The organism is Prevotella sp. FD3004 (assembly GCF_000746155.1).
In the GTDB taxonomy this organism is placed as follows: Bacteria; Bacteroidota; Bacteroidia; order Bacteroidales; family Bacteroidaceae; genus Prevotella.
In genome coordinates this window covers 181821-207991 of the sequence record NZ_JQKR01000013.1, presented here as the reverse complement: position 1 = coordinate 207991, position 26171 = coordinate 181821, and the positions used below count along the sequence as shown (strand labels likewise).

Here is a 26171-nt window from a genome sequence, read left to right as displayed (position 1 = left end):
AGGGTTGTTCTTCGCTCAAGAGCATAGACATACCGAACTCAGTGACTAGAATCTGTGATTGCGCATTCGAGGATTGTTCTTCGCTCAAGAGCATAGACATACCAAACTCGGTGACGGAAATCTGCGAATCTGCTTTTTCTAATTGTACCTCTTTAGAAAAAGTTGATATACCGAACTCAGTGACGGAAATCGGCAAGTCTGCATTTTCTGGTTGTACCTCTTTAGAGCGTATTGACATACCGAACTCAGTGACGGAAATCGGTGATTGCGCATTCACGGTTTGCTCTTCTTTAGAGCGTATTGACATGCCGAACTCAGTGACAGCAATCCGAGAATTTGCTTTCTCTTTCTGCTCTTCATTAAAATCCATTTACTCGGCAGCTGAAATAATAGATAATATTGTTATTGATGAATACGCATTTTACGAGGATAATCTAGACGAATGTACATTGTTCGTACCTTCAGGAACTCGTTGGGCATACAAACATCATAATGGATTTGGTCAATTCAAGAATATTGAGATAAATAAAAAGAAATCAAACTAGATATTCATTTCTGATTATTTTTGAATATTAGAACCACTGAAGAACCCTCTATTTATGGGGGTTTTCTTTTTGCTGAGGCTCTAATCATACATTTTTGTTAGTTTTTGTATGTTTTTGAATGGATTTTTTGGTAGTTTCTGATATTTCTATTAACTTTGCAATGAAGAATCAAATTTGAATAAGAAATAGGGCTTGTAATTTAACAAAATTATGGCATATCAAGGTATATTTCACAGTAGCCTATTGCGGATAAGGGAAGCATTAGAATGGGCTGAAAGACAAAATATCGAAAGATTACGTAGGTTCTTAATTGAGAACTCTAATATTCCCTTGTATTGTTTTTCATCTGGTGGTGCATCGAGTGCATTAGAATATGCTGCACTATTGTATGAATCAAATAGGTCAATGGCAAAGGCAATTACACCTTTAATGATGGCTTCAATTTCTGATGAGGCTTTAAAGGCATCCAAAATCCTTATCACTACTGGTGATGGTAATGGTTGGGATGAAAAATATACAGCAAAGAGAGCCGCTGAAGTTAATCCCAAAGGAACAGCAGCCATCGTTAGAGATTGCGGTGCAGATAATTACGTTATCAACACATTAAAGAAGGTTACTACAAATTGGTTTATATATAATTGGATTGAATTGGGAGGGAAACCATTTATAGCAACGATTGAAACGATGTGCAAATTTGGACTATTCTATAGAGCATTTACAAATGAAACAGAGATAGTCTCTAAGCTAGATTTCAATCTTAACCCTAATGATTGCTTTACCTATAAAGCCAGAGTAGAAGGTGCAGTTCCACGATTGAGTGAGATAAAGAATTATATTGTGCTATATAGTGGGTGGTCAAAACCAGTAGCCACAGATTTCGAGTGTAAGATGATTGAAGGCGGTTTTGCTAGTGTGCAGTTAGCAGACTACCGAAATTTTTGTCATGGTCGTTTTATCTTTATATCCAAACATCTGGAAGATTCCGCTTTTGTTTTGTTCCTTACCCCAAGGGAAAAACAGTTTGCAAAAGACCTTATACTTGAAAGTGTTGCGTGGAGAGATAAAAAGGATATATTCCCTAGGAACACTCCAGTTGCTATCATTGAAACGCAGTATGATTCACCAATTGCAAGCATTGACTTAATGATAAAGATGCAAGTATTCTTCGATGAAATTGCAAAGGCATTAGATGATGAGCCATGCAACCCAACAAATCCATGTGGTATTGATAAGAGATTTCCTAGAAGCACTCCTTTTAAGAACCTGTTAGAAATGGGAGCATTGAATCATGGGAATCTGCAAGGTTCAAATGGGGTAATGAATAGTGTAGATAGGAAGTGGACTATTCTGTACGACCCCAAAAAGACCATTTCACAAATTGTTGAGCTGAACAAAAAGAAACTGGGCAAAGACGTTTCCGAAGCCACAATAAGGAAATATATAATTGAGCATAGAATTGATAGGAGGTATGATGAAAAAATGGTCAATTATAATCGAGTGTGGTTGCAGTATATTAAGGATTCAGAACAATCAATATCTTCAATTGCAAAGGCTGTGAAGATGTCTGAGAACACAGTTAAGTCGTATCTTAGCGAGGATTTCAACCTTGAAAGGAATGAAGGTAAAAACAGAATGGTTACAGAAGATAAAAGAATAACAAAACTAAAGGAAAACTTAGAGATAGCCATTAGTAGATACCATAGGGTTAAATCAATTCAAGCAGAATACCCAGAGTATGATTTAGATGATGTTTTAGAGAAATTGCCATTGAAGAAGAATGAAAAGAATACATATCAAATTTCATGCTTTATGCAAATGAGGGAATTGAGATATAAATACAAGAATGGTAATGTTGAATACATAATATAATATTGTAAACTATTATGTAAACCAATGTAAAATAATAATAGATAACATATTGATAATGAATAAGATAAATAAAATACTTTTTGTCTGCCACGGAAACATTTGCAGAAGCCCAATGGCAGAGTTCGTGATGAAGGATCTGGTGAAGAAAGCCGGGGTAGAAGATGACTTCTATATTGAGTCGGCCGCAACCTCGACAGAGGAGATCGGTAACGAGGTGTATCCGCCTGCCAAGCGCAAGTTGGCTGAGCACGATATCTCGTGTAAAGGCAAGACGGCCCGCCAGATGACGCATCGCGACTATGAGCGATTTGACTTGCTGATAGGTATGGACTCGTGGAACTTCCGTAATATGAACCGCATTTGCGGGGGCGACCCTGATGGGAAAATCCATCTCTTGATGGATTATACCGATGAGCCTCGCGATGTGGCCGATCCCTGGTATACAGGCAACTTCGAGGCCACTTGGCGAGATGTAAGCGAGGGCTGTGAGCGCCTGCTGAACCTGCTGACCAAGTAGCCTCGAAGACTTAGCTGTTATTTACGTACAATCACACTGCCACTGGCCTGGTGGGTGGCAAGGATGAGCACCTCGGCTATCTGAACGTGCTCAGGAGCGTTAGCTGCATACACGGCCACGTCGGCAATGTCGTCGCCAGTAAGGGGCTTGATGCCTTTATAGACATTGGCTGCACGATCGGTGTCGCCGTGAAAACGGATGTTGCTGAAGTTGGTCTCTACCAGTCCGGGCTTGAGATTGGTGACACGGACAGCGGTGTTGGCCACATCGATTCTCAGTCCGTCGCTCAGAGCCTTCACGGCAGCCTTGGTGGCACAGTAAACGTTACCTCCTGCGTAGGCTGCGTCGCCAGCCACACTACCTATATTGATAATATGTCCGTTGCCGCGCTCTACCATCTGGGGCACGATGAGGCGTGTCATGGTGAGCAGCCCCTTGATGTTGGTGTCGATCATCGTCTCCCAGTCCTCGAAACTTCCTTCGTATTCAGGTTCCAGTCCGAGGGCGAGACCGGCATTGTTCACTAGCACGTCAATCTGCTGCCATTCGGCAGGCAGGTTCCCGATAGCCTTTTTGGCAGCCTCGCGGTCTCTGACGTCGAAGGCAAGCACCAGCACTTGAGTACCTTTTGCCTCGAGTTCCTGGCGGATGGTTTCCAACTTCTCAACATTGCGTGCGTTGAGGATGATTCTGTCGCCGTTGGCGGCAAACTTGCGGGCACATCCCAGACCGATTCCGCTGGTAGCGCCTGTGATTAAAACTGTTTTGTTCATATTGTTTAGTCTTCTAATGGAGCTTCCTTAAGTTTCTCGAGGGCGCGGCACAGCTGGTCAGGGCATGAGGTGCCTTTTGTGCCGCAGCGTATACCGTCGAGTCGTTTGATGACATCGTCGATGTTCTGGCCGCGCACCAATTGGCTTACTCCCTGCAGGTTGCCGTTACAGCCTCCGAGGAAGAATACTTGCTGGATGATGTTGTTCTCGTCAGCGGTCACGTCGATGAGTTTCGAGCAGGTGCCGCTAGTTTCATATTGTACATGTTTAGTTCTCATAAAATACTATTTTGTTAGTTTAAGTCGCAAACTGTTAAGTACCACACTGACGCTTGAGAAAGCCATCAGTGCCGAAGCCCACATGGGAGTGATTTGCCACTGGGCTCCAAAGAGATAAGGCAGACCGGCTGCCAGTGGGATGCAGACCACGTTGTAGACAAACGCCCAGAAGAGGTTCTGACGAATCATGCCTACAGTGCGCCGTGAAAGACTGATGGCGTCGGGGATGCGTCGCAGGTCGGTACCCATGAGAGTCACCTGTGCCACCTCCATAGCTATGTCGGTGCCCTTGCCCATGGCAATGCTGACATCAGCGGCGGCGAGGGCCTGAGAGTCGTTGATACCGTCGCCCACCATGGCTACGTGGCGGCCCTGCTGTTGCAGCTGACGCACCAGATCTTCCTTGTCTTGAGGCAGAACCTGAGAGCGATAGTGGGGAATGCCTGCTTCGTCGGCAATCCGATGGGCGCGCTCGTCTTTGTCGCCACTGCACATATATACTTCGATGCCGCTCGCCTTCAAAGCTTCCATAGCCTCATGGGCATAGGGTTTCAGAGTCTCACCAGTATCATGTGGTATCGTGAGTGTTCCCGTCTTGTCGATGACCATGGCATTAACCTTGCGGATTTCCTCAAGGGCTGTGGCGTCTTTGATAAGGATGTTCTTCTCTGCTGCCTTACCGATACCCACCATCAGGGCTGTAGGTGTGGCCAGTCCCATGGCACAAGGGCAGGCGATGACCAATACGCTGACAGCCGAGAGAATGGCCTGAGGCAGCATAACAGCTCCGCCAAACAGCAGCCAGAGGCAGAAGGTGAGCAGACTGACGCCTACGACTGCGGGCACGAAAACGAGTGCAATCTTGTCGACTGTCCGCTGAACGGGAGCTTTCGAGCCCTGTGCCTCCTGTACCATTTTGATGATATGGGCCAACATGGTTTTTTGTCCAACCTCCTGAGCCTTGAAACGAAAGGCGCCCTGCTTAACGATGGTACCAGCCAGCACCTTGTCGCCTGCACTCTTTTCTACAGCTATCGGTTCACCCGTAATCATCGACTCATCGATAGCGGCAGAACTTTCACCGATTACGATGCCGTCTACGGGGATGCGCTCTCCTGAGTGTACTTCAATGGTGTCACCAGGCTGGAGGGTTGAGATAGGGGCTTCTGTAATGGTGCCATTGTCTACGAGATGAGCTGTCTTAGGTTGCAGCCCCATCAGGGCGCGGATGGCTGAGGCCGTTCCGTTCTTTGCGCGCTCTTCCAGCAGTCGGCCTGAAAGCACGAAGGTGATAATCATCACAGAAGCGTCGAACCACGTGTGCCACTCAATGCCCCGAGCGCTCCATACCTGCTCGCCGAAGAATGTGTTGAAGGCACTGAACAGAAAACTGATGCCAGTAGAGAGCGCCACCAGCGTGTCCATGTTGGCACTACCGTGAATCAGCTGTCTCCATGCTGTGACATAGAACTGACGCCCGCAATAGAGCAGATTGGCAAGGCTGATGATGAGCATTGTCTGGTTGGCTGCATCGCGCGAGCCAATTATAACCCAGCCCATCGAGATGGCCATCACCAACATGGCGAAGAGCCATGAGACTATCACCTTATTTCTTAGAGATATGTAGGCGCGATGTTCAATGGCTTCGACGTTGCGATCTTCTTCAATTACCATGTCGTAGCCAATCTTACTTAATTCGTCCTTCATTTGTTCCAATGATATGCGGGCAGAATCATACTCCACCAAGGCGCTGCGAGCTGGCAGATTGACACTAGCCGTATGGATGCCTTCGAGCGAATTGAGCTTCTGTTCTACTCGTGCTGAGCATCCTGCACACATCATTCCAAGTATGGCAATAGTCTTTTTTTCCATATTTGGCTGCAAAGTTACGGAAAAAGTTCACGATTTTGTGACTTAGTTATAATAAATTATGTAAATTTGCAAGCGATTATGAAAAGAGCAATAGTGATAGGTGCTTCGTCGGGCATCGGACGTGAGGTGGCGAAGCTGTTAGTTGGCGAGGGATGGACAGTCGGCGTAGCTGCCCGCAGAATAGAACGGCTTCAGGATCTTGGCGCTTTTTCCATAGAGCAGATTGACGTGACTCAGGAAGATGCGCCAGAGCGCCTGCGGCACCTTATTAATAATATGGGGGGCATGGATTTGTTTTTCTACGCCTCTGGTATAGGCAAGCAGAATCGCGAACTGAAAGAGAATATAGAATTGGCCACTCTGCAGACCAATGGGGTAGGGTTTACAAGAATGATAGGTGAGGCTTATCGTTATTTTGCAGAGAAAGGCGAGGGACACATTGCTGCCATTACCTCGATAGCTGGTACAAAAGGCTTAGGCCCTGCTCCCAGTTATTCGGCTACGAAAGCTATGCAGAACGTGTATCTTCAGGCTTTGGAGCAACAGGCCCGACAGCGCCATCTGAGGATTCTCTTTACAGATATCCGTCCTGGATTCGTGGATACCGCCTTATTGGCTGGTGACTTCAAATATCCTATGCTGCTGAAGCCAGAACAGGTGGCAAGGGAGATTGTCTATGCCATCAGGCATAAGAAGCACATCCGTGTGATTGACTGGAAATATCGCTTGCTTACTGCCTTCTGGAGAAGGATTCCACGCTGCATTTGGCGCAGATTTAAACTGTAGGATGGAAAAATGTAAGCGGAAAGGCAAATTTTATAGCAAATTATTTGTTTATTTCGCAGAAAAGTGATACTTTTGCACCCGATAAGAATAAAAACGAGAGATTATGTCACAGTTGAACGTCTACTTTTACGGCTATTACTTTTACTTTGCAAGCAATTGTGAAGCGGGAAGTTGCGTATAATTCAACTTATGACTGAGAAGATAAAAAAAACAAGGTCCCGCTTCACATACGTGAAAGCGGGATTTTTATTAAAGGAAAAGAAGTAAATATGAAGAGAATTGCTATTCAAGGACTGATTGGATCGTTCCACGATATCGCGGCGCACCTGTATTTCGAAGGAGAACAGATACAGTTGATTTGTTGTTCAACCTTCGAACAGGTATTTGCTCAGATCAAGCAGGATCCTACTGCCATAGGCATGCTTGCTATTGAGAATACCATTGCAGGATCGCTGCTCCATAACTACGAGCTGCTGCGCGATTCAGGCACTACCATCGTTGGAGAGCATAAACTCCACATCTCGCATTGTATCTGCTGTCTGCCAGAGGACGACTGGGACACGATTACCGAGGTTCACTCTCATCCCGTAGCCCTGATGCAGTGTCGTGACTTCCTGGCCCAGCATTCTCAGCTGAAGAATGTGGAGGCCGAGGACACCGCAGGATCGGCCAAGATGATAGCTGAGGGGCAGAAGAAAGGGTGGGCTGCCATCTGTCATGCTGAAGCAGCGAAGCTCTATGGCCTGAAGGTGCTTGAGGACCATATTGAGGACAACAAACATAACTTCACCCGTTTCCTCGTGGTGTCGAATCCCAACAAGGCCGACATGCTGCGCCCTCTGACAGACGCCAACAAGTCGAGCATTGTATTCTCACTGCCTCATGAGGAAGGTTCACTCTCTCATGTGCTGGCAATCCTCTCGTTCTATAAGATCAACCTGACGAAGATTCAGTCATTGCCTATCATCGGGCGGGAGTGGGAGTATCTGTTCTATGTTGATGTGATGTACGACGACCTGACGCGATACCGCCAGTCAATAGATGCGATTATTCCACTTACAAAAGACTTAAAGATATTAGGAGAATATAAAGATGGCAAACAAACCAATTGAACCTGCAGAAAGACTTAGTTTAGTCAGCGAATACTACTTCAGTCGCAAACTTAAGGAAGTGGCCCAACTCAATGCTGAAGGCCTGGATATTATCAGTCTGGCCATAGGCAGTCCTGACATGCCGCCATCACCACAGACTGTTGAGAAGCTCTGTGAGGTGGCCCACGATCCTAACGCCCACGGCTATCAACCCACCATGGGTACGCCAGAGTTGCGTGAGGCTATGGCTGATTTCTACAAACGCTGGTACAACGTGGATCTCGATTCTAAGACAGAGATCCAGCCGCTGATAGGTTCTAAGGAGGGTATACTCCATGTAACCTTGGCGTTCGTCAATCCTGGCGACGAGGTGCTGGTGCCCAATCCTGGCTATCCCACATATACCTCGCTGTCGAAGATTCTGGGCGCAAAGATTGTGAACTACAATCTGCGTGAGGATAACGGTTGGCAGCCCGACTTTGAGGAACTGGAAAAAATGGATCTCTCGAAAGTGAAGCTGATGTGGACCAACTATCCTAACATGCCTACTGGTGGCAATGCCCGCATGGAGACTTACGAGCGACTGGTGAAGTTTGCCAAGGATCACGGCATCGTGGTGGTGAATGATAATCCATACTCTTTCATTCTAAACGAGAACCCCATGTCGCTGCTTCAGGTGCCTGGTGCTAAGGACTGCTGCATCGAGTTCAACTCGATGTCGAAGAGCCATAATATGCCAGGTTGGCGTGTTGGTATGTGTGCCACCAACGCCACTTTCATCTCCTGGATACTGAAGATCAAGAGCAACATAGACTCAGGAACCTTCCGTGGTGTGCAGTTAGCTGCTGCTGAGGCTCTTCGAAACTCAGAAGAGTGGCACCATGAGGCTAATATCGAGACCTATAGCCGTCGTCGCCAGTATGCAGAGCAGATTATGGATGTGCTGGGCTGCACTTTCGATAAGAAGCAGGTGGGCATGTTTCTCTGGGGCAAGATTCCTGAGAAGTATGCTGACGTAGAAGACCTGACGGAGCGCGTGCTCCACGAGGCTCGTGTCTTCATCACCCCAGGCTTCATCTTTGGCTCCAATGGCGCCAGATATATCCGCATCTCGCTTTGTGCCAAGGAAGAGAAGTTACAGGCAGCTCTTGAGCGTATTAAGGCACTTAATTGGTAGAAATAATTAAAAAAGAAATAGATTATGGAACTGGATTTACAACCATTGAATTTACCGAGTGACAATGAACGTCCCTTCGTGATTGCAGGCCCTTGCTCTGCAGAGACTGAGGAACAGGTGATGACTACAGCCCGCGAGCTGGCTATGAAGGGTTGCCATAACTTCCGTGCTGGTGTGTGGAAGCCCCGTACCAAGCCAGGAGGCTTCGAAGGACATGGTGAGCCTGCGCTGGTTTGGTTGGAGCAGGTAAAGAAGGAAACCAAGATGCTGGTATCTACCGAGGTGGCTACCCCAGAGCATGTGGAACTGTGTCTGAAGCATGATGTCGACATCCTTTGGATTGGTGCCCGTACCTCAGCCAATCCCTTTGCCATGCAGGCCATCGCTGATTCCTTGAAAGGGGTAGATATCCCTGTGTTTGTGAAGAACCCTGTCAACCCCGACCTCGAGCTTTGGATTGGTGCCTTGGAGCGCCTTAATCAGGCTGGCGTGAAGCGTCTGGGTGCTATTCATCGTGGATTCTCTTCTTACGAACAGAAGATATACCGCAACATGCCAATGTGGCAGATTCCCATCGAGCTGCGCCGCCGTGTGCCCGAGTTGCCTATTATCAGCGATCCATCTCACATCGGAGGTCGTCGTGAGCTGATTGCACCTCTTTGCCAGCAGGCTATGGACCTTGGTTTCGACGGACTGATTATCGAGAGTCATTGCGATCCCGACAAGGCTTGGAGCGATGCCAAGCAGCAGGTTACTCCCGATGTGCTCGACTACATTCTGTCGCTTCTCGTCATCCGCGACGAGAAGACAACCACCGAGGGCATCACCCAGCTTCGTAAGCAGATTGATGAGCTCGACAACCAACTGATGGATCTGCTTGCCAAGCGCATGAGGGTTTGTCGTGAGATTGGTCAGTACAAGAAGGAGCACAACATGACCGTGCTTCAGGCTAATCGTTATAATGAGATACTTAACAAGCGTGGTGCTCAGGGCTCACTCTGTGGCATGGATCCTGAATTCGTGGCCCATGTATTCGAGAACATCCACGAGGAATCAGTACGTCAGCAGATTGAGATCATCAATAAGTAAGAGGATTTTGGCACGGATTAACGCGGCTTTATAAATAAGAACACGGCTGGCTTTGCAAAAAAGTTGCGTATCTCTAAAAGAGAGCCGTGTTAATCCGTGCCTAATATAAATAGATGCAATGAAAATTTTAATAATGGGCGCAGGTAAGATGGGAAGCTTCTTCATTGACCTGCTGAGCTTTGAACATGAAGTAGCTGTCTTTGAGCGCGACGCCAAGCGGATGCGCTTTACCTACAACTGTCAGCGCTTCACTACTTTTGAAGAGATTAAAGAGTTTAAACCCGAACTGCTCATCAATGCTGTTACGCTGAAATACACCATCCCTGTGTTTAAGGAGGTTATTCCTTATCTTCCCAAGGAGTGTATCATCAGCGACATCGCCTCGGTAAAGACAGATATGAAGGAGTTTTACGAGCAGACAGGCATGCGCTATGTCTCTACTCACCCCATGTTCGGTCCTACGTTTGCTAATCTGCAGCAGCTCTCTGAGGAGAACGCCATTATCATCAGCGAGGGCGACTATATGGGACGTATCTTCTTCAAGGACCTCTATCAGAAGTTGGGACTTAACATCTACGAGTACTCTTTCGAGGAGCACGATAAGACTGTGGCTTACTCGCTGAGTATCCCGTTCGTTTCAACCTTCGTCTTTGCTGCTGTCATGAAGCATCAGGATGCGCCTGGTACCACCTTCAAGCGCCACATGAGGATTGCCAAGGGGGTGCTCAACGAGGACGACTACCTGCTTCAGGAAATACTTTTCAACCCCTATACCCACGATCAGGTGGCACAGATCCGTACGGAGTTGAAGGAGTTGCTGGAAATTATCGACAACAAGGATGCTGCTGGGATGAAGAAGTATCTCACCAAGATCCGTAACAACGTAAAGCACGACATTGAAATCAAACAATAGACTTTTATATCATCTCGTAGCCTTCATCGTAGTAGCCATTTGGGGATCGACGTTCGTCTTCACCAAACTGCTACTACTTGGTGGGCTTACCCCAGCGCAGATTTTCACGCTGCGCTTCACCATTGCCTATCTGCTCTTATTGGGTTACTCGCTGCTGGTGCGTCAGCCTGAAGGAAGGCCCTTTAGGTGGCTCTCCGACAACTGGCGCGACGAGCTTCTCATGGTAGCACTGGGCATCACGGGTGGCTCGCTGTACTTTCTGGCAGAGAACACTTCGATGAACTACACCACGACAACCAACACTTCGCTTATCGTGAGTCTCTCGCCGCTTGTGGCCACCTTTCTGATTTCGCTCTTCTATCAGTCGCAACGCCTGAACCGTCTGCAGTGTGTGGGCTCGCTGATGGCCGCCCTGGGTGTGGTGGCTGTTGTTCTGAATGGCCATTTCGTGCTCCATCTCTCACCGTTAGGCGACTCGCTGGCTTTCTGTGCAGCACTCTGCTGGGGCTTCTACTCGTTGATGATGATTCGCGCCAATCAGCGTTACGACACACTGTTCATCACACGCAAGGTGTTTTTCTACGGACTGGTGTCGATGATTCCCTATTTCATCGTCTACCCAGGGTTGAACGTCTCTATAGTACTTCATCAGCCCTCGCTGCTATGGAATCTTCTGTTCCTCGGTTGTGTGGCCTCCATGCTGTGTTATTTGGCCTGGAACTGGGTATTGAAGAAACTCGGAGCCGTTACAGCCACCAACTATATTTACTTCAATCCCGTCACAACGATACTCTTTGCCTGGGCCATCCTCTCAGAGCAGATCACCATCTATTTCATCCTTGGCACCGTGCTCATCCTTGTGGGCATGTACCTGGCTGATAAGCGCAAAAAGTGAGCGTTTTTCTTTGTGCTTTCAGTTTTATTTCCTATTTTTGCAGCATAAAACCAAATAAACTGTAAAATTATGGGTATTATAGGTTCGATTATCATTGGATGTCTGGCTGGTTTCTGTGCTGGCAAGTTGATGAAAGGTGGCGGCTTCGGTTTCATCATGAATCTGGTGCTTGGCTTGTTTGGCGGCCTTGTTGGTGGCTGGTTGTTCGGTCAGCTTGGCATCACATGGGGAGGCGTCCTTGGTCAGCTTGGCACAGCTATTATCGGTGCTGTTGCCATCCTTTGGATCGCCTCACTGATAAAGAAATAGCTTGTCAATAGATATTACTAAAAAAGCTTCTCTCGGTTTGTTTGAAATAGAGCGACAGAGAGAGGCTTTTAGGCTGTTTGGGAGTTTGCTACGGGGAAAGTTAAGGTTTACTCCGAGGAAAGTCTGACTTTAGACGTCACTTCCGAGTTGTTTAGATAGGACTTTCGGGCAATGACTCATAATTTCAAGCTTTTTGTCTGAATATTTGATGTCAAAGGAAAAGTGAATTAATCCTAATCGCTTTGCGGTCTCGGATATTTTGTGTACTTTTGCATGCAAAAAAGAAAAATACGATGGCAGCAGGAAAGTGGATAGGAGGATTCATAGGATGGATGGCTGGTGGCCCTTTGGGCGCATTGGCTGGCTATCTCGTTGGCTCTCTGTTTGACTCGATGCTCGACGGGGTGAACACACCAGATAACTCCGGAACATGGGGCTCTGGCTCAAGTAGAGACCAGGGCTCGTGGCAGCAGCGCTCGTATCAGGACTTTAATCAGGCCTATCAGCAAGCTTATCGCCAGCGTCAGCAACAGGGCAATCGCAACAGTTTCCTCTTTTCATTGCTGGTGCTCTCTTCTTATATCATTAAGGCCGACGGCAAGGCGATGCACTCAGAGATGGAACTGGTGCGCCAGATGCTGCGTCAGAACTTTGGTGTCACTGCCGTTCAACAGGGCAATGATATTCTGAACAAGCTTTTCGATGAACAGAAGCGGGAGGGATGGGCGCAGTTCAAACAGACGGTAAGCGATTGCTGTGCGCAGATTAATCGTCAGATGGACTACTCGCAGCGACTCCAGCTGCTGAACTATCTCGTGATGGTGGCCAAGGCTGACGGGAACGTGCCTCAGAGCGAGATAACGGCTTTGAAAGAGTGCGCCCAATGGATGGGATTGCTTGTGACCGAGGTTGACTCGATGCTCCATCTCGAAGGCAACACCCTTGAGGATGCTTATAAAGTGCTGGGTGTGAGTCCTGATGCGACGGACGATGAGCTGAAGAAAGCTTATCGCAAGCTTGCGCTTGAGCATCATCCTGACAAGGTAGCAGCTTTGGGTGACGATGTGCGTAAGGCTGCTGAGAAGAAGTTCCAAGAGATAAATGCGGCCAAGGACCGTATCTGGAAAGCGCGCGGATTATAGATGTTGAAGAGTGAAGAAACCAGCGATTATAGTACCGGAGGGATTGCATGAGGTGTTGCTGCATGCTTGTTGCGCGCCCTGTTCGTCAGCCATCGTAGAATGGCTGGTGCAGCACGATATCCGTCCCACCATTTTCTATTATAATCCTAACATCTATCCCTTCGAGGAGTATGAGATCCGAAAGCAGGAAAGCAAGCGCCATGCTGAGAGTCTGGGGCTGACGTGGATTGATGGCGACTACAACCATGAGCAATGGCGCCAGGATGTGTGTGGCCTGGAGGGAGAACCTGAACGAGGAAGGCGCTGTGAGCAGTGCTTCACACTTCGTCTCACCGTGGCCGCCAAGAAGGCTAAGGAGTTGGGTGTCAACTATTTTACCACCACGTTGGCTTCAAGTCGATGGAAGAGTCTGGAGCAGATAGAACGTGCTGGCCATCAGGCAGAACAAATCGTAGAGGGTACTACCTTTTGGGCGCAGAACTGGCGCAAAGGCGGGCTCTACGAGCGCCGCAACCAGTTGCTGAAGGAATACAATTTCTACAATCAGCAGTATTGCGGTTGCGAATTCTCGAAAAGATAAAAAAGTAAAAAGGTAAAAAACGGGGCTTAAAGTTTGTGAGTCTCGTTTTTTATTTGTAATTTTGCGCCCTAAATAAATAAGGTATATATGTTTGAGAATTTATCAGATAGACTTGAGAGATCATTTAAGATACTGAAGGGTGAAGGAAAAATCACCGAAATCAATGTAGCAGAGACTCTGAAAGACGTGCGTCGCGCCCTGTTGGATGCCGACGTAAACTATAAAGTGGCTAAGAGCTTTACAGACACCGTGAAGCAGAAGGCTATGGGTATGAATGTGCTCACAGCCGTGAAGCCCAGTCAGCTGATGGTGAAGATTGTTCACGACGAGTTGGCAGAACTTATGGGTGGAAAGGCCGCTGAGCTGAAGATCGAGGGTCGCCCAGGTGCTCCTGCCATCATCCTGATGTCAGGTCTGCAGGGTTCTGGTAAGACTACATTCAGCGGAAAACTCGCCAATCTGCTCAAGACCCGCAATCACAAGAAACCGCTGCTAGTGGCCTGCGACGTTTATCGTCCTGCAGCCATACAGCAGTTGCACGTAGTGGGAGAGAGCGTAGGCGTGCCCGTTTATTCTGAGCCCGACAATAAGAATGTGATTGAAATTGCCAACCATGCCATTCAGGAGGCTAAGGCCAAGGCGAATGACGTGGTGATTATCGATACTGCAGGTCGACTGGCAGTCGATGAGGAGATGATGAACGAGATTGAGTCACTGAAAAATGCCATCAATCCCAACGAAACACTCTTCGTGGTTGACTCGATGACGGGTCAGGATGCGGTGAATACTGCCAAGGAATTCAACGATCGTCTTGACTTCGACGGCGTGGTACTGACCAAACTCGATGGTGACACCCGTGGTGGTGCTGCCCTCTCTATCCGCACTGTAGTGACCAAACCCATCAAGTTTGTGGGTACGGGCGAGAAGATGGAGGCTATCGATGTGTTCCACCCGGAACGTATGGCCGACCGTATTCTTGGCATGGGTGATATCGTCAGCCTCGTAGAACGCGCTCAGCAGCAGTATGACGAGGAAGAGGCCAAGCGCCTGGAGAAGAAGATCCGTAAGAACAAGTTCGATTTCGACGACTTCATGGGACAGATTCAGCAGATCAAGAAAATGGGTAACGTGAAAGATCTGGCTGCCATGATTCCCGGTGTGGGCAAGCAGATCAAGGACATCGATATCGACGACAACGCCTTCAAGGGCATCGAGGCCATCATCAACTCGATGACACCAAAGGAGCGTGCTAACCCTGATATCATCAACCAGAGCCGACGCCGCCGTATAGCAGCTGGCTCAGGTACGAAGCTCGAAGACGTGAACCGTTTGATGAAGCAGTTCGACCAGACCCGTAAGATGATGAAGATGGTGACGGGCATGGGCTCGTCGAAGATGGCTCAGATGGCCAACGCCATGAGAGCTATGAAGGGTGGAATGCCGAAGTTCTAGAAAGAATCAAATATTTAGAAATAATACACTAGACATGCAGTTAATTGACGGAAAAGCAACAGCAGCAGCTATCAAGGCTGAGATTGCTGAAGAGGTGAAAGAGATTGTTGCCCAAGGAGGCAAGCAGCCCCATCTGGCTGCGGTACTCGTGGGTCATGATGGCGGCTCTGAAACCTATGTGAAGAATAAGGTGTTGGCTTGTGAGGCGTGTGGCTTCAAGTCAACACTCATTCGTTTTGAGGATGACATTACCGAAGCTGAGCTTCTGGCTTGCGTCGACAAGCTCAACAAGGACGAGGATGTAGATGGATTCATCGTACAGCTGCCTCTTCCCAAGCACATCGACGAACAGAAGATTATCGAGGCAATCGACTACCGTAAAGATGTGGACGGTTTCCATCCCATCAACGTAGGTCGTATGGCCATCGGACTGCCTTGCTTCATCTCAGCCACACCGCTCGGCATCATCACTTTGCTGAAGCGCTATGGTATCGAGACTAGCGGAAAGAAGTGCGTCATCCTGGGACGCTCGAATATCGTTGGTAAGCCTATGGCTCAGCTCATGATGCAGAAACAGTATGGCGATGCTACCGTTACTGTTTGTCATTCGCGCTCAAAGACCCTGAAGGAGGAGTGCCGTGCAGCTGATATCATCATCGCCGCTATTGGTCAGCCCGACTTCGTAACGGCTGATATGGTGAAGGATGGTGCTGTGATAGTAGACGTCGGTACTACTCGTGTGCCCGATGCCACAAGAAAGAGCGGCTTCCGCCTGAATGGCGACGTGAAGTTCGACGAGGTAGCTCCTAAATGCAGCTATATCACACCTGTTCCTGGTGGAGTAGGCCCCATGACCATCTGTTCGCTGATGAAGAACACCCTCGCAGCGGGCAAGAAAGAGTATTATAAATAATAAGGTAAGACATGACAGCTGAGGAGTATTATCAGAAAGGCAACGAAGCCCGTAGGCACGGTCAGTGGCACGAAGCTATCAATTGCTATATCCAGGCCATAGAGCTTGACCCTGATAGTCCTGCTGTGGAAGCCAAGCGTATGCTCGACGACATCATGGCCTTTTACTGCAAGGATATGTACAATCCCTGAAGTATTTTGGCCTGACTGTCTTATTCTTTTATATTTATTCAGTTTTGGGCGCAAAGATGAGCATTTTTGCAGAAAAATTCGTTTTTTCTTTTGCTGTTTGCTCACTAATTAGTACCTTTGCAACTCGAATTTAGGCGTTAAAGTATTAAAAACAAATACAATATGGCAAAATTAAAAGGAGCCATTGAGGTGAATACTGAAAGGTGTAAGGGATGCTCGCTTTGCATCATTGCTTGCCCTCAGAAGGTCATTGCTCTGGCCAACAAAGTTAATTTGCACGGCTATCCCTACGTGGAGGCTGTCAACGAGGAGGCCTGTGTAGGCTGCGCTTCGTGTGGCATCGTCTGCCCTGACGGATGCATTACCGTGTATCGTAAAAAAGTGGAGGAATAAGTATGGCAGAAGAAAGAGAAGTTGTGTTGATGAAGGGTAACGAGGCTATTGCCCACGCTGCTATTCGTTGCGGATGCGACGGCTATTTCGGCTATCCTATTACTCCGCAGAGTGAAGTGATTGAGACCCTCGCAGAACTGAAACCTTGGGAAACCACTGGTATGCAGGTGGTTCAGGCAGAGAGTGAGCTGGCCTCTATTTACATGGTATATGGTGCTGCTGGTGCCGGTAAGCGTGCGATGACTTCATCGTCATCTCCTGGTATCGCACTGATGCAGGAGGGTATTACCTACATGGCTGGTGCTGAGGTGCCTGGTGTGTTTGTAAACGTTCAGCGTGGCGGTCCTGGTTTGGGAACCATCCAGCCTTCACAGGGTGACTATTTCCAGGCAACCCGTGGTGGTGGTAATGGCGACTATAAGGTTATCGTTCTGGCTCCTTCTTCTGTGCAGGAGATGGCCGATTTCGTTGACCTCGCCTTTGAGTTGGCTTTCAAGTATCGCAATCCTGCCATGATTCTGAGTGATGGCGTCATTGGTCAGATGATGGAGAAGGTGGTACTGCCTCCTTTCAAGCCCCGTCGTACTGATGAGGAAGTTATTAAGCAGTGTCCATGGGCTTCTACTGGTAAGCCAAAGAACCGCGAGCGCGTAGTTATTACCTCTTTGGAACTGAAGCCTGAGGTGATGGAGCAGCGCAACTTGGCTCTGCAGGAGAAATATCGCAAGATTCAGGAGAATGAGGTTCGTTTCGAGCAGCAGCAGATGGACGATGCAGAATATGCTATCGTTGCATTCGGTTCTGCAGCTCGTATCGCAGAGAAAGCCGTAGAGTTGGCCCGTCAGGAAGGTATCAAGGTGGGTCTGTTCCGTCCTATCACGTTGTTCCCATTCCCTGAGAAGCAGATTGCAGAACTCTCAAAAAATGTGAAGGGTATCCTTGTAGCCGAGATCAATGCTGGCCAGATGGTTCAGGATGTTCGCCTTGCTGTGAATGGCACTGTTCCCGTAGAGCAGTTCGGACGTCTCGGAGGTATCGTGCCCGATCCAGAGGAAATCGTTAATGCACTGAAAGAAAAATTGATGTAAGGCTATGGATAGAAATCAAATAGTTCAACCAGAGAACATCGTCTGCAAGAAGCCGACGCTGATGAACGACAATAATATGCACTACTGCCCAGGTTGTAGCCATGGTGTAGTACACAAGCTTATTGCCGAAGTCATCGAGGAAATGGGAATGGAGGACAAGACCGTAGGTGTATCGCCTGTAGGCTGCGCCGTGTTTGCCTATAATTATATTGATATCGACTGGCAGGAGGCTGCCCATGGTCGTGCTCCCGCACTGGCCACCGGTATCAAGCGCACCTGGCCCGATCGCCTGGTATTCACCTATCAGGGTGATGGCGACTTGGCATGTATCGGTACCTGCGAAACCATCCACGCACTGAACCGTGGTGAGAACATCGTGATTATCTTCGTTAACAATGCTATTTACGGTATGACGGGTGGTCAGATGGCTCCAACCACACTGATTGGTCAGAAAACCTCTACCTGTCCTTACGGTCGTGATCCAGAGATTCACGGTTATCCCTTGAAGATGGCCGATATCGCAGCTCAGCTCGAAGGTACCTGTTATGTAACTCGTCAGAGTGTGGAGTCGGTGGCTTCTATCAACAAGGCAAAGAAGGCGCTTCGCAAGGCTTTCGAGGCTTCTATGGCTGGTAAGGGCTCATCGCTGGTAGAGTTTGTCTCAACCTGTAACAGTGGTTGGAAACTTACTCCTGCCAAGGCTAATGAGTGGATGAAAGAGAATATGTTCCCCTTCTATCCCAAAGGTGATTTAAAAGATACGACAAATAAATAATGAATTATCGTGCAAGCCGAATGCAGAGAGTTTACTCTTTGCTGAGGTGCTGCCGATGATGCATAAAACGCAGTTTTATGAAGAAAGAAATTATCATATCAGGTTTCGGAGGTCAGGGTGTGCTCTCTATGGGTAAGATTCTGGCTTATTCAGGACTGATGGAGGATAAAGAGGTTACTTGGATGCCTGCTTATGGTCCTGAGCAGCGTGGTGGTACTGCCAACGTAACGGTTATCGTTAGTGACGAGCGTATTTCTTCGCCAATCCTCAGCAAGTACGATATTGCCGTTGTGCTCAACCAGCCCTCACTTGAGAAGTTTGAACCCAAGATCAAGCCTGGTGGCATACTTATCTATGATAGCTTCGGTATCATCAAGAAGCCAACTCGTAAAGACATTACTGTTTTCGAAATCAATGCCATGGATAAGGCTGCTGAGATGAAGAATGGTAAGGTGTTCAACATGATTGTGCTGGGCGGACTGCTCAAGGTGGCTCCTGTAGTGAGCGACAAGGGTGTGGAGAAGGCTCTCTATAAGACCCTGCCAGAGCGTCACCACGGATTGATTCCTCTGAATATGGAGGCCCTTAAGGAAGGTGCTAAGATTATTGAAGAAGTAAAGTAACTCGCATATAAGTAATCCCCCGTCCATTTGGCGGGGGATTATTGTTTCTTAGAAATACTTTGTGATTCTTGCTTTGTCGAAGTTATTCATCTCGTTCATCATGCGCACGGCGGAGTCGATAACCGGGAAGGCACAGAGTGCGCCGGTTCCTTCGCCCAGACGCAAGCCCAGATGGAGCAGCGCGTTGGCACCCATGGCATGGAGCATGCGCTGGTGCCCGCTCTCATCACCACAGTGCGTAAAGATCATATAGTCCTTTGCTGCTGGATAGAGCTGGATAGCCGCCAGTGCACAGGCTGTCATAATGAAGCCGTCGATGAGTATCACCAGATGCTTTTCGGCGGCTTTTAGCATGGCACCGATAGCTGCTACCATCTCGAAACCTCCGAAGTAGGAGAGCGGTTCAAAGCCATTTGCTTTGAAGCGCTCTACTGCTTGATTCAATATTTCATATTTATGGCGGATACCAGGGGTGTCGAGACCGGCGCCGGCACCGATGCAGTCCTTTAATGGCGTGCCGGTGAAGAGGTGCATCCAGATGCTGGAGGGTGAGGTGTTGGCAATGCCCATCTCGCCGATACTCAATACACGGCAGCCCTCGGCGATGCAGTCGTCCACCAGGTCGCAGCCTATCTGGATGGCGCGGTCGAACTCCTGTTCGGTCATCGCAGGTTCGTGGAGAAAGTTCTTGGTGCCACGGGCTATCTTGCGATCGATGATGCCATCGATGCCCGATAAATCATAATCCACACCCACATCCACAATGCGCAACTTAAACCCATGCTGGCGACAGAACATGTTGACGCCTCCGCCACCATGCGTGAAGTTGATCATCTGCTGCCACGTGACCTCGCGTGGCGACACGCTCACACCTTCGCGCTCGATGCCATGATCGCCACCCAGCAACAGGTGACAAGGGTGGGCGAGACTCGGCTCTAGTGTCTGCTGAATCAGACATACCTGCATAGCTAGTTCTTCCAGACGACCTAAAGACCCTTTGGGCTTGTTCAGATTGTCTATCTTTTCCTGAATCGCAGCTTGCATCAAGCAATCAACTGGTTGTATATTGAACTTTTTCATTAGTCTTGAACTCCCTGTCTCCCTGTCTCCTTAATGGTTACTGCAATTCCACTCACCATGAGTATCACTTCGTCAGCCTTTGAGGCAATATACTGGTTCATCCAGCCTTGCAGATCTGTGAACTTTCGTTGAATCGCGTTCTCACTGACGCCGCCACTGCCAATCTCGTTGGTTACGAATATATAAGTGGCATCGTGTTTTGTAAACGCATCAAACTCAGCCTTCGCATCCTTCAGTGACAGTTCGGTATTCGAATTGTTCTTATAAAAGAAATTAGTTAACCATAGCGTTATGCAGTCTATCACCGCAACCTTGCCCGTGAGGTCGTGTAGGCTTAGTTGTAACTCTTCCTCAATGTTTGTCCATTGGGAACCTCTGCGCTCCTGATGCTTTCTCACGCGTTCAGCGAACTCTTCATCCCAGATATGTGCGGTTGCCACGTACACAGGGTTCTCACTCAAACTTAGTGCCAGTTCTTCTGCCTTGCGGCTTTTGCCCGAACGTTGCCCTCCTGTTATCAATATAATCTTGCTCATGGCCAAACAATATTAATCGTTAGGTTTTGTGTGCAAATGGTGAGTAGTGTTGCCAACTCAACCAGCAGACATACGGCTCCGCAGCAATCGCCTGTATAACCATGGATTTTCCGCCAGATAAGCAGATAAAGGAAATACATCACGAGAAAGGGGATAAATACGATGGTTGTCCATTTAGCTCCTGTCAGCCAGATAAAAGCCATCATGGGCAGTAGTCCTTGTATGGCTAGACTGACACTCGCCTTCCAACTCATCTTGCGATATATGGTTTTGTTCTTTGCCTCTTCTTCTGTCCTGGCGTATGGCATCATCATAATTAACTGTGCTGTTACCATTTTGGCAAAGGGGTCGGCCGCTAAGATGGCCATCGCAGCGAGAATCGGTGTCATTGAGAAAAGCGATACAGCCAGGAGTAGTTCGTAGAGTATTAATCCAATCACCCCATATGTGCCGATATGGGAATCTTTCATAATGGTTAGTATTTGCTCTTTATTAGAGCCGCCACCACCGAAACCGTCCAGAAAGTCGGCCAGTCCGTCCTCGTGCAGGGCGCCTGTGATTAGCAGTCGCACTACGATGGCCAGCAGCACTGCCACTGCATAGGGTAGATATAAACTGCCTAACCAAAGGGTTACAGCCATAATACTACCTGTCAGCCATCCTGTCATAGGCCAGTGTTCAACTACAGCCTTGTAACATTCTTTGGGAGGCTCATGAAGCCGCCAGAAAGGTAACCTCGTGAAAAAAATCATAGATGCCCAGATGCGGTCATACCAATGGGTTTGGTCTATGTTTGTTTGCATAATAGTTCCGTTTTGTTTGCAAAGTTACGAAAAATTTTAATTTCTCGTGGAAACTCCGAAATTATTTTGTACTTTTGCAGCCATAAACCAATAAAATGATAAAACCAAGTGAAGAAAATATCTTGTGCCATTATGCTTATGACTCTGTTTTGCGCTTGTACAATGCAAAACGGCAAGTCATCTTCTAACGATTCAGTAGCCTCTGTCGATTCAATGGTAGACATTTCTGTGAAATACGCCACAGGATTCAGTGTGCGTGATTCGTCAGGTGTTCGTCTGGTGGATGTGGGCACTCATGATCACTTGGCATTGGTGAAGAACGCAGACGTGCTTGTACCTAAGGGCTATACAAAGATTCTGGTACCCATCAAGAGTACTATCTGTATGACAGCCCTTCAACTCTCCAACTTCACCGTTCTTGATGCTCACGATGTTGTGAAGGGCATCACTGGTACGAAGAATCTTTTTAATAAGGATATCTTGGCGCGTGTGAAAGACGGGCGTATCGTGAAGATCGGTATGGAAGGCAACTTCGATACCGAGATGGTGCTGGCTGCCAATCCGGATATCATCTTTATCTCTCCCTCAAAGCGTGGTGGCTATGATGCTATCAAGGAGACTGGTATCACGTTGGTGCCCCATTTGGGTTATCAGGAACTCAATCCTTTAGGACAGGCTGAGTGGATTAAGTTCATAGGAATGTTTATTGGTAAGGAGAAAGAGGCCAATGAGGTATTCGCAGGCATCGAGAGTCGCTATAACGAACTGAAGGAGAAGGCCGCTGCTACTACGACACGTCCAACTGTTCTGAGTGGTGAGATGCACTATGGCAACTGGCATGCTGTGGGAGGTAAGAACTATCTGGCGCAGATTTTCCGCGATGCAGGCGCCAATTATGTCATCAACGACGATGAGACCAGTGGCGAGAATCTGGAGTTTGAAAAGATGTACGCCCTTGCTGCCAATGCAGACTATTGGCGTATTCTGAACAGTTATCCTGGCGATTTCTCTTACGATGCATTGAAAGCGTCAGAGCCTCGCAACGAACTCTTCAAGGCCTTCAAGAAGCGTAAGGTCATCTATTGCAATATGAAACAGACGCCCTATTACGAAATCTCGCCAGTAAAGCCCGATGTGCTGTTGAAAGATTTCGTGGCAATCTTCCATCCGGAACTTGTTGAGCCTGATTATCAGCCAACATTCTATTATCTTTTGGAAAAGTAAAAAGGTAAAAAGAATGAAGCGAACGTTCCCTCTGATAGTGATACTACTGATATCAATCGCAGTGTTGGCGGTTGTGAATCTGCTTTTGGGGTCTGTAAGAATTCCAATAGGTGATGTGTGTAGTATTCTATTAGGGGGTGGCTCTAATGAAATATGGAATAATATTGTATGGAAGTCCCGATTGCCACAGGCTCTAACGGCTATTATGGCAGGGGCTGGTCTTGCAGTGAGTGGTTTGCAGATGCAGACGGTTTTCCGCAATCCATTGGCTGGTCCATCCGTCTTGGGTATCTCCAACGGTTCTGCCCTTGGTGTGGCTTTTGTGGTTTTGCTCTCAGGACGTCTGGGTGGCGTGGCTCTTTCGCGTTTAGGCTATTTGGGCGATGCTGCCATGTCTGTTGCAGCTATCTTGGGTGCCTTGGCTGTAATGCTTCTCATTGTGTGGATATCGCAGAAGGTGAAAGGTAATGTAACCCTATTAATTATTGGCGTGATGATTGGCTATTTAGCCAATGCCATCATTGGTGTATTGAAGTTCCTTTCACCTGAGGAAGATGTGAAAGCCTTTGTTGTATGGGGATTGGGCTCGTTCTCGCGAGTCTCAGGCGATGAGATGATACTCTTTGTGGTGTTGATGTGCGTGCTTCTGCCTTTGGCTTGCTTGTTGGTGAAATCAATGAATCTGTTACTTTTGGGCGACAGATATGCTGCCAATCTTGGCTTGAACATCCGTTGGGCGCGTATGCTGGTCATTATCAGCTCTGGTGTGTTGGTGGCAATTGTCACAGCCTATTGTGGTCCGATTATGTTTATCGGCTTGGCTGTTCCCCATCTGGCTCGTGCCCTTTTCCGCACTTCCGATCATCGTATCCTCATGCCTGCCACGATGCTCTGTGGTGCCGCTTTGGCATTGGTCTGCAACCTTATAGCTCGTATGCCAGGTTTCGAGGGAGCCCTGCCTGTCAATAGTGTCACAGCCCTTGTTGGCGCTCCTGTCATTGCGGTCGTACTTTTCAAACGTCGCAATGATGAGGTTCAGGAATAGTCTTAGTGGTAAATATTTCCCTCATCGTCGATGAGCAGGATGGTCAGTTCACCATTAGGCAGAATGGGCTTGCAGTGGGTTTCGCAATGACGAATCACCACGTCTGCAAAGCTCTGAATCTTCGTTGGAGGAATCATTTCCCATAGTTCGCGAGCTAAGGTGATATTGCTAATGTCGATACTGATGCCTGCCTCATGGAGCATATCGTTGATGAACTCTTTATCCATTATAGCCTTTCGGCTGTGGGTATCCAGATGTCCTGCAGCTAATTTTACGGCTTTTCCCAGCATCACGCCCAGCGTCACATTCTTGATGTTGAGTTCGTGAGCAATCTTCAAGGTCTCACCAATATAGTTACCATACTCCACAAACGCCTGTTGAGGCAGGGTGGGATAGAGGGCTTTCACGAAGCGCTCGCTCTTGCCTCCACTATTAATCACCACACGCTCAGAGCCAGAGGCCTTTGCCACTGTCATACACTTGCGGATACTGTCGATGAAAGCCTCCTCAGAAAAAGGTTTGACGATACCAGAGACACCAATGATAGAGATGCCCCCCTCGATACCCAGACGGGGGTTAAAGGTCCTGCGGGCAATCTCAGCGCCATCAGGTACGGAAATCGTTACTTGCAAAGGCACACCAAAAGGCTCTAAGTTCTGACGAATCATCTCTCGTGGAGCCTTGTTAATCGCTGCTTCGCCAGGCGTATAGTCAAAACCGGGAAGTGTAAACCTTCCTACTCCCTCACCACCAAGAATTCTGAACGTGTCAGATGGCTTGACACTCGCCCTAATCTCCAATCCGTTCGTCACATCCGGATCATCGCCAGCATCCTTCAATACCGAGGCGTACTCCTCGCTGTAAGATACTGGTACATAGATCGTCTCGCCATCTGGCAACAAGACTGGCACCGCTTCAGGTGTTTCGTTCTTCAGCAGTCTTTGTGCAGCAGCCACAGCTGCAGCTGTCGCACAGGTTCCCGTTGTCAGTCCGCTATGCAGGGGATAGAACTCTGGCAACAGCTTCTCCACCATCCGTCGCAAGCCATAAGGGCCATTCACGCTATGTTTGAAGTTGATTTCAGGGCGTTTCAGAACCAGAATACGCATGCCCTTTGCCTTGGCAGCCTCCACCTTCTCCGTAAAACCTCCCGAAAGACCACTCTCTTTCAAGAGGATAGCCTTTGCTTCCACGTCTATCGTTGTTCCGTCTTCAAAGAAGCACAACTGTTCCTTCTTAGCCCCAAGTTTCTCAGCCAAGGCCATCGACGACTCTCTGGGCAAGATGCGATAAAAGATCTTCATGCCTTTTGCCTCGAGGGGTCTCAGTTTGGCAATGCTCTGAACACCAGTCGTAGCTAAAAGAGTGTGGATATCCTGTGGTATCTGTGAGTAATCCTCTATCCATTCCAGATGAGGATCGCGCTCCGGATAGATTCTCTCATAGCGGATAACGGAGATGTTCAGTGCTTCGGAGACCTGGGCAATCGTCTGGTGAAGTTGAGAGGCAAAGGGATGGGCTGCATCAACGATGAGACGGATGTCGTGTTCACGACAGAACGTCTGCATCGCCTCTGTATCAAGCGCTCCGTCTATCCGTTGCCCATGATGCAGGGTGATGTCCTGCTCCCCTGTCTTCGTACTGTAGAAATAAGGCGAACCTCCCTCCTCCAGCACCTCTACAGCCTTACGCCCCTCTGTTGTCCCTCCGAATACCAGAATCATACTTTTCTATAACTTCTCTCCACAATGTGAGCAATAGCGGTCGTCGTCTTTCTCAAGCCACTGTGGTTTCTTCATACTTATATCTTATCATATTTCGTTTGCAAACGATAATGCAAATATACTAATAATATAGGAAATAAGCGAAGTTTTATCTTTTTTATTAGAAAAAAGAATTAAATAGATGTTTTTGGCGAATAGGGTGAATCCACATGCTCAAGTGGCTATTGTCCTCTACTTTTTTATTTTGATAAAAATGAACTATCTATCACTTTTTATGTTAAATGATTGAATATCAGATGGTTTAATGGAGTGATAGTTTTCTGTTTACTATCACTGTCATCATAATGCGCTGGAATGCCTTTATATAAAGGGGGAAACGCCAACAATAAAAGTAAAACAACTTGTTTTACTTTGAAAAAGATATGCTAAACGTTCCTAAAAGATAGTCTCTTTGATAGTAAAACAACTTGTTTTACTTTTAGAGATGA

General features: G+C 47.8%; 28 protein-coding genes. 21 read left to right on the top strand and 7 right to left on the bottom strand.

Annotated features, from left to right (window positions below; genetic code table 11):
* Positions 1-41: 41 nt before the first annotated feature.
* The 3 genes from T325_RS13005 (at position 42) to T325_RS05560 (ending at position 2931) form a co-directional block, all read left to right on the top strand.
* Entirely contained in the window at positions 42-545 is a 504-nt protein-coding gene (locus T325_RS13005) for a leucine-rich repeat domain-containing protein (RefSeq protein ID WP_081911059.1), read from the top strand.
* A 210-nt stretch (positions 546-755) separates the two neighbouring features.
* On the top strand, positions 756-2414 hold the full coding sequence (locus T325_RS05565; RefSeq protein WP_036911212.1) for a hypothetical protein: 1659 nt from the start codon (positions 756-758) through the stop codon (positions 2412-2414).
* 112 nt (positions 2415-2526) lie between these two features.
* Positions 2527-2931, top strand: coding sequence for a low molecular weight protein-tyrosine-phosphatase (locus T325_RS05560; protein WP_231622192.1), 405 nt, complete (start codon positions 2527-2529; stop codon positions 2929-2931).
* Between the two features lie 17 nt (positions 2932-2948).
* Here the strand turns inward: T325_RS05560 and T325_RS05555 are convergent, their stop codons facing one another.
* The 3 genes from T325_RS05555 to T325_RS05545 are packed head-to-tail and all read right to left on the bottom strand — an operon-like array spanning position 2949 to position 5854.
* Positions 2949-3704 carry an SDR family oxidoreductase gene (locus tag T325_RS05555; protein ID WP_036911210.1) on the bottom strand — a complete coding sequence of 252 codons (756 nt, stop codon included), beginning with the start codon at positions 3702-3704 and terminating at the stop codon, positions 2949-2951.
* A 5-nt stretch (positions 3705-3709) separates the two neighbouring features.
* Complete coding sequence (locus T325_RS05550; protein ID WP_036911208.1) at positions 3710-3982, bottom strand: TIGR03905 family TSCPD domain-containing protein; 273 nt, start codon at positions 3980-3982, stop codon at positions 3710-3712.
* A 6-nt stretch (positions 3983-3988) separates the two neighbouring features.
* Entirely contained in the window at positions 3989-5854 is a 1866-nt protein-coding gene (locus T325_RS05545; protein WP_036911206.1) for a heavy metal translocating P-type ATPase, read from the bottom strand.
* 78 nt (positions 5855-5932) lie between these two features.
* Between T325_RS05545 and T325_RS05540 the strand changes: the two genes are divergently transcribed.
* From T325_RS05540 to T325_RS05465, 16 genes are all read left to right on the top strand, one after another.
* Complete coding sequence (locus T325_RS05540) at positions 5933-6640, top strand: SDR family NAD(P)-dependent oxidoreductase (protein WP_036911204.1); 708 nt, start codon at positions 5933-5935, stop codon at positions 6638-6640.
* 269 nt (positions 6641-6909) lie between these two features.
* Positions 6910-7752 carry a prephenate dehydratase gene (locus tag T325_RS05535; protein WP_036911202.1) on the top strand — a complete coding sequence of 281 codons (843 nt, stop codon included), beginning with the start codon at positions 6910-6912 and terminating at the stop codon, positions 7750-7752.
* Complete coding sequence (locus T325_RS05530) at positions 7733-8908, top strand: pyridoxal phosphate-dependent aminotransferase (RefSeq protein WP_369794035.1); 1176 nt, start codon at positions 7733-7735, stop codon at positions 8906-8908. The genes T325_RS05535 and T325_RS05530 overlap by 20 nt, the downstream gene beginning before the upstream one ends.
* 24 nt (positions 8909-8932) lie before the next feature.
* Positions 8933-9997 (top strand): bifunctional 3-deoxy-7-phosphoheptulonate synthase/chorismate mutase type II, encoded by a 1065-nt coding sequence (locus tag T325_RS05525; RefSeq protein WP_036911198.1) that lies wholly within the window; start codon positions 8933-8935, stop codon positions 9995-9997.
* A 118-nt stretch (positions 9998-10115) separates the two neighbouring features.
* Positions 10116-10910 (top strand): prephenate dehydrogenase, encoded by a 795-nt coding sequence (locus tag T325_RS05520; RefSeq protein ID WP_036911196.1) that lies wholly within the window; start codon positions 10116-10118, stop codon positions 10908-10910.
* The gene (locus tag T325_RS05515) at positions 10894-11805 is read left to right on the top strand and encodes a DMT family transporter (RefSeq protein ID WP_036911194.1); all 912 of its coding nucleotides are present in this window, start codon (positions 10894-10896) and stop codon (positions 11803-11805) included. The genes T325_RS05520 and T325_RS05515 overlap by 17 nt, the downstream gene beginning before the upstream one ends.
* A gap of 69 nt (positions 11806-11874) precedes the next feature.
* Positions 11875-12114, top strand: coding sequence for a GlsB/YeaQ/YmgE family stress response membrane protein (locus tag T325_RS05510; RefSeq protein WP_036911192.1), 240 nt, complete (start codon positions 11875-11877; stop codon positions 12112-12114).
* 293 nt (positions 12115-12407) lie between these two features.
* On the top strand, positions 12408-13256 hold the full coding sequence (locus T325_RS05505) for a DnaJ domain-containing protein (protein ID WP_036911190.1): 849 nt from the start codon (positions 12408-12410) through the stop codon (positions 13254-13256).
* 10 nt (positions 13257-13266) lie between these two features.
* The gene (locus tag T325_RS05500; protein WP_081911058.1) at positions 13267-13836 is read left to right on the top strand and encodes an epoxyqueuosine reductase QueH; all 570 of its coding nucleotides are present in this window, start codon (positions 13267-13269) and stop codon (positions 13834-13836) included.
* 87 nt (positions 13837-13923) lie between these two features.
* Positions 13924-15288, top strand: a complete 1365-nt coding sequence (gene ffh, locus T325_RS05495) for a signal recognition particle protein (RefSeq protein WP_036911188.1) — start codon at positions 13924-13926, stop codon at positions 15286-15288.
* A 34-nt stretch (positions 15289-15322) separates the two neighbouring features.
* On the top strand, positions 15323-16201 hold the full coding sequence (gene folD, locus T325_RS05490) for a bifunctional methylenetetrahydrofolate dehydrogenase/methenyltetrahydrofolate cyclohydrolase FolD (protein WP_036911186.1): 879 nt from the start codon (positions 15323-15325) through the stop codon (positions 16199-16201).
* An 11-nt stretch (positions 16202-16212) separates the two neighbouring features.
* Positions 16213-16392: a tetratricopeptide repeat protein gene (locus T325_RS05485; protein WP_036911184.1), complete on the top strand. Its 180-nt coding sequence runs from the start codon at positions 16213-16215 to the stop codon at positions 16390-16392.
* A gap of 162 nt (positions 16393-16554) precedes the next feature.
* Positions 16555-16785: a 4Fe-4S dicluster domain-containing protein gene (locus tag T325_RS05480; RefSeq protein ID WP_036911182.1), complete on the top strand. Its 231-nt coding sequence runs from the start codon at positions 16555-16557 to the stop codon at positions 16783-16785.
* A gap of 2 nt (positions 16786-16787) precedes the next feature.
* Positions 16788-17873, top strand: coding sequence for a 3-methyl-2-oxobutanoate dehydrogenase subunit VorB (locus tag T325_RS05475; protein WP_036911179.1), 1086 nt, complete (start codon positions 16788-16790; stop codon positions 17871-17873).
* Between the two features lie 4 nt (positions 17874-17877).
* The gene (locus tag T325_RS05470) at positions 17878-18648 is read left to right on the top strand and encodes a thiamine pyrophosphate-dependent enzyme (protein WP_036911178.1); all 771 of its coding nucleotides are present in this window, start codon (positions 17878-17880) and stop codon (positions 18646-18648) included.
* Positions 18649-18725: 77 nt separating this feature from the next.
* Entirely contained in the window at positions 18726-19271 is a 546-nt protein-coding gene (locus T325_RS05465; RefSeq protein ID WP_036911175.1) for a 2-oxoacid:acceptor oxidoreductase family protein, read from the top strand.
* Positions 19272-19319: 48 nt separating this feature from the next.
* Here the strand turns inward: T325_RS05465 and cobT are convergent, their stop codons facing one another.
* The 3 genes from cobT to cobS are packed head-to-tail and all read right to left on the bottom strand — an operon-like array spanning position 19320 to position 21690.
* The gene (gene cobT, locus T325_RS05460) at positions 19320-20351 is read right to left on the bottom strand and encodes a nicotinate-nucleotide--dimethylbenzimidazole phosphoribosyltransferase (RefSeq protein WP_036911173.1); all 1032 of its coding nucleotides are present in this window, start codon (positions 20349-20351) and stop codon (positions 19320-19322) included.
* Entirely contained in the window at positions 20351-20887 is a 537-nt protein-coding gene (gene cobU, locus T325_RS05455) for a bifunctional adenosylcobinamide kinase/adenosylcobinamide-phosphate guanylyltransferase (protein ID WP_036911171.1), read from the bottom strand. Before cobU ends, cobT begins: the two co-directional genes overlap by 1 nt.
* Complete coding sequence (gene cobS / locus T325_RS05450) at positions 20884-21690, bottom strand: adenosylcobinamide-GDP ribazoletransferase (protein WP_036911169.1); 807 nt, start codon at positions 21688-21690, stop codon at positions 20884-20886. The genes cobU and cobS overlap by 4 nt, the downstream gene beginning before the upstream one ends.
* 132 nt (positions 21691-21822) lie before the next feature.
* On the opposite strand from cobS, the gene T325_RS05445 reads away from it, so the two are divergent.
* Both T325_RS05445 and T325_RS05440 read left to right on the top strand, forming a co-directional pair.
* Positions 21823-22914, top strand: coding sequence for an ABC transporter substrate-binding protein (locus T325_RS05445; RefSeq protein ID WP_156097646.1), 1092 nt, complete (start codon positions 21823-21825; stop codon positions 22912-22914).
* A gap of 13 nt (positions 22915-22927) precedes the next feature.
* Complete coding sequence (locus T325_RS05440) at positions 22928-23959, top strand: iron ABC transporter permease (protein ID WP_036911165.1); 1032 nt, start codon at positions 22928-22930, stop codon at positions 23957-23959.
* A 2-nt stretch (positions 23960-23961) separates the two neighbouring features.
* Here the strand turns inward: T325_RS05440 and cbiD are convergent, their stop codons facing one another.
* Positions 23962-25683 (bottom strand): cobalt-precorrin-5B (C(1))-methyltransferase CbiD, encoded by a 1722-nt coding sequence (cbiD, locus tag T325_RS05435; RefSeq protein ID WP_036911163.1) that lies wholly within the window; start codon positions 25681-25683, stop codon positions 23962-23964.
* Between the last annotated feature and the right edge of the window lie 488 nt (positions 25684-26171).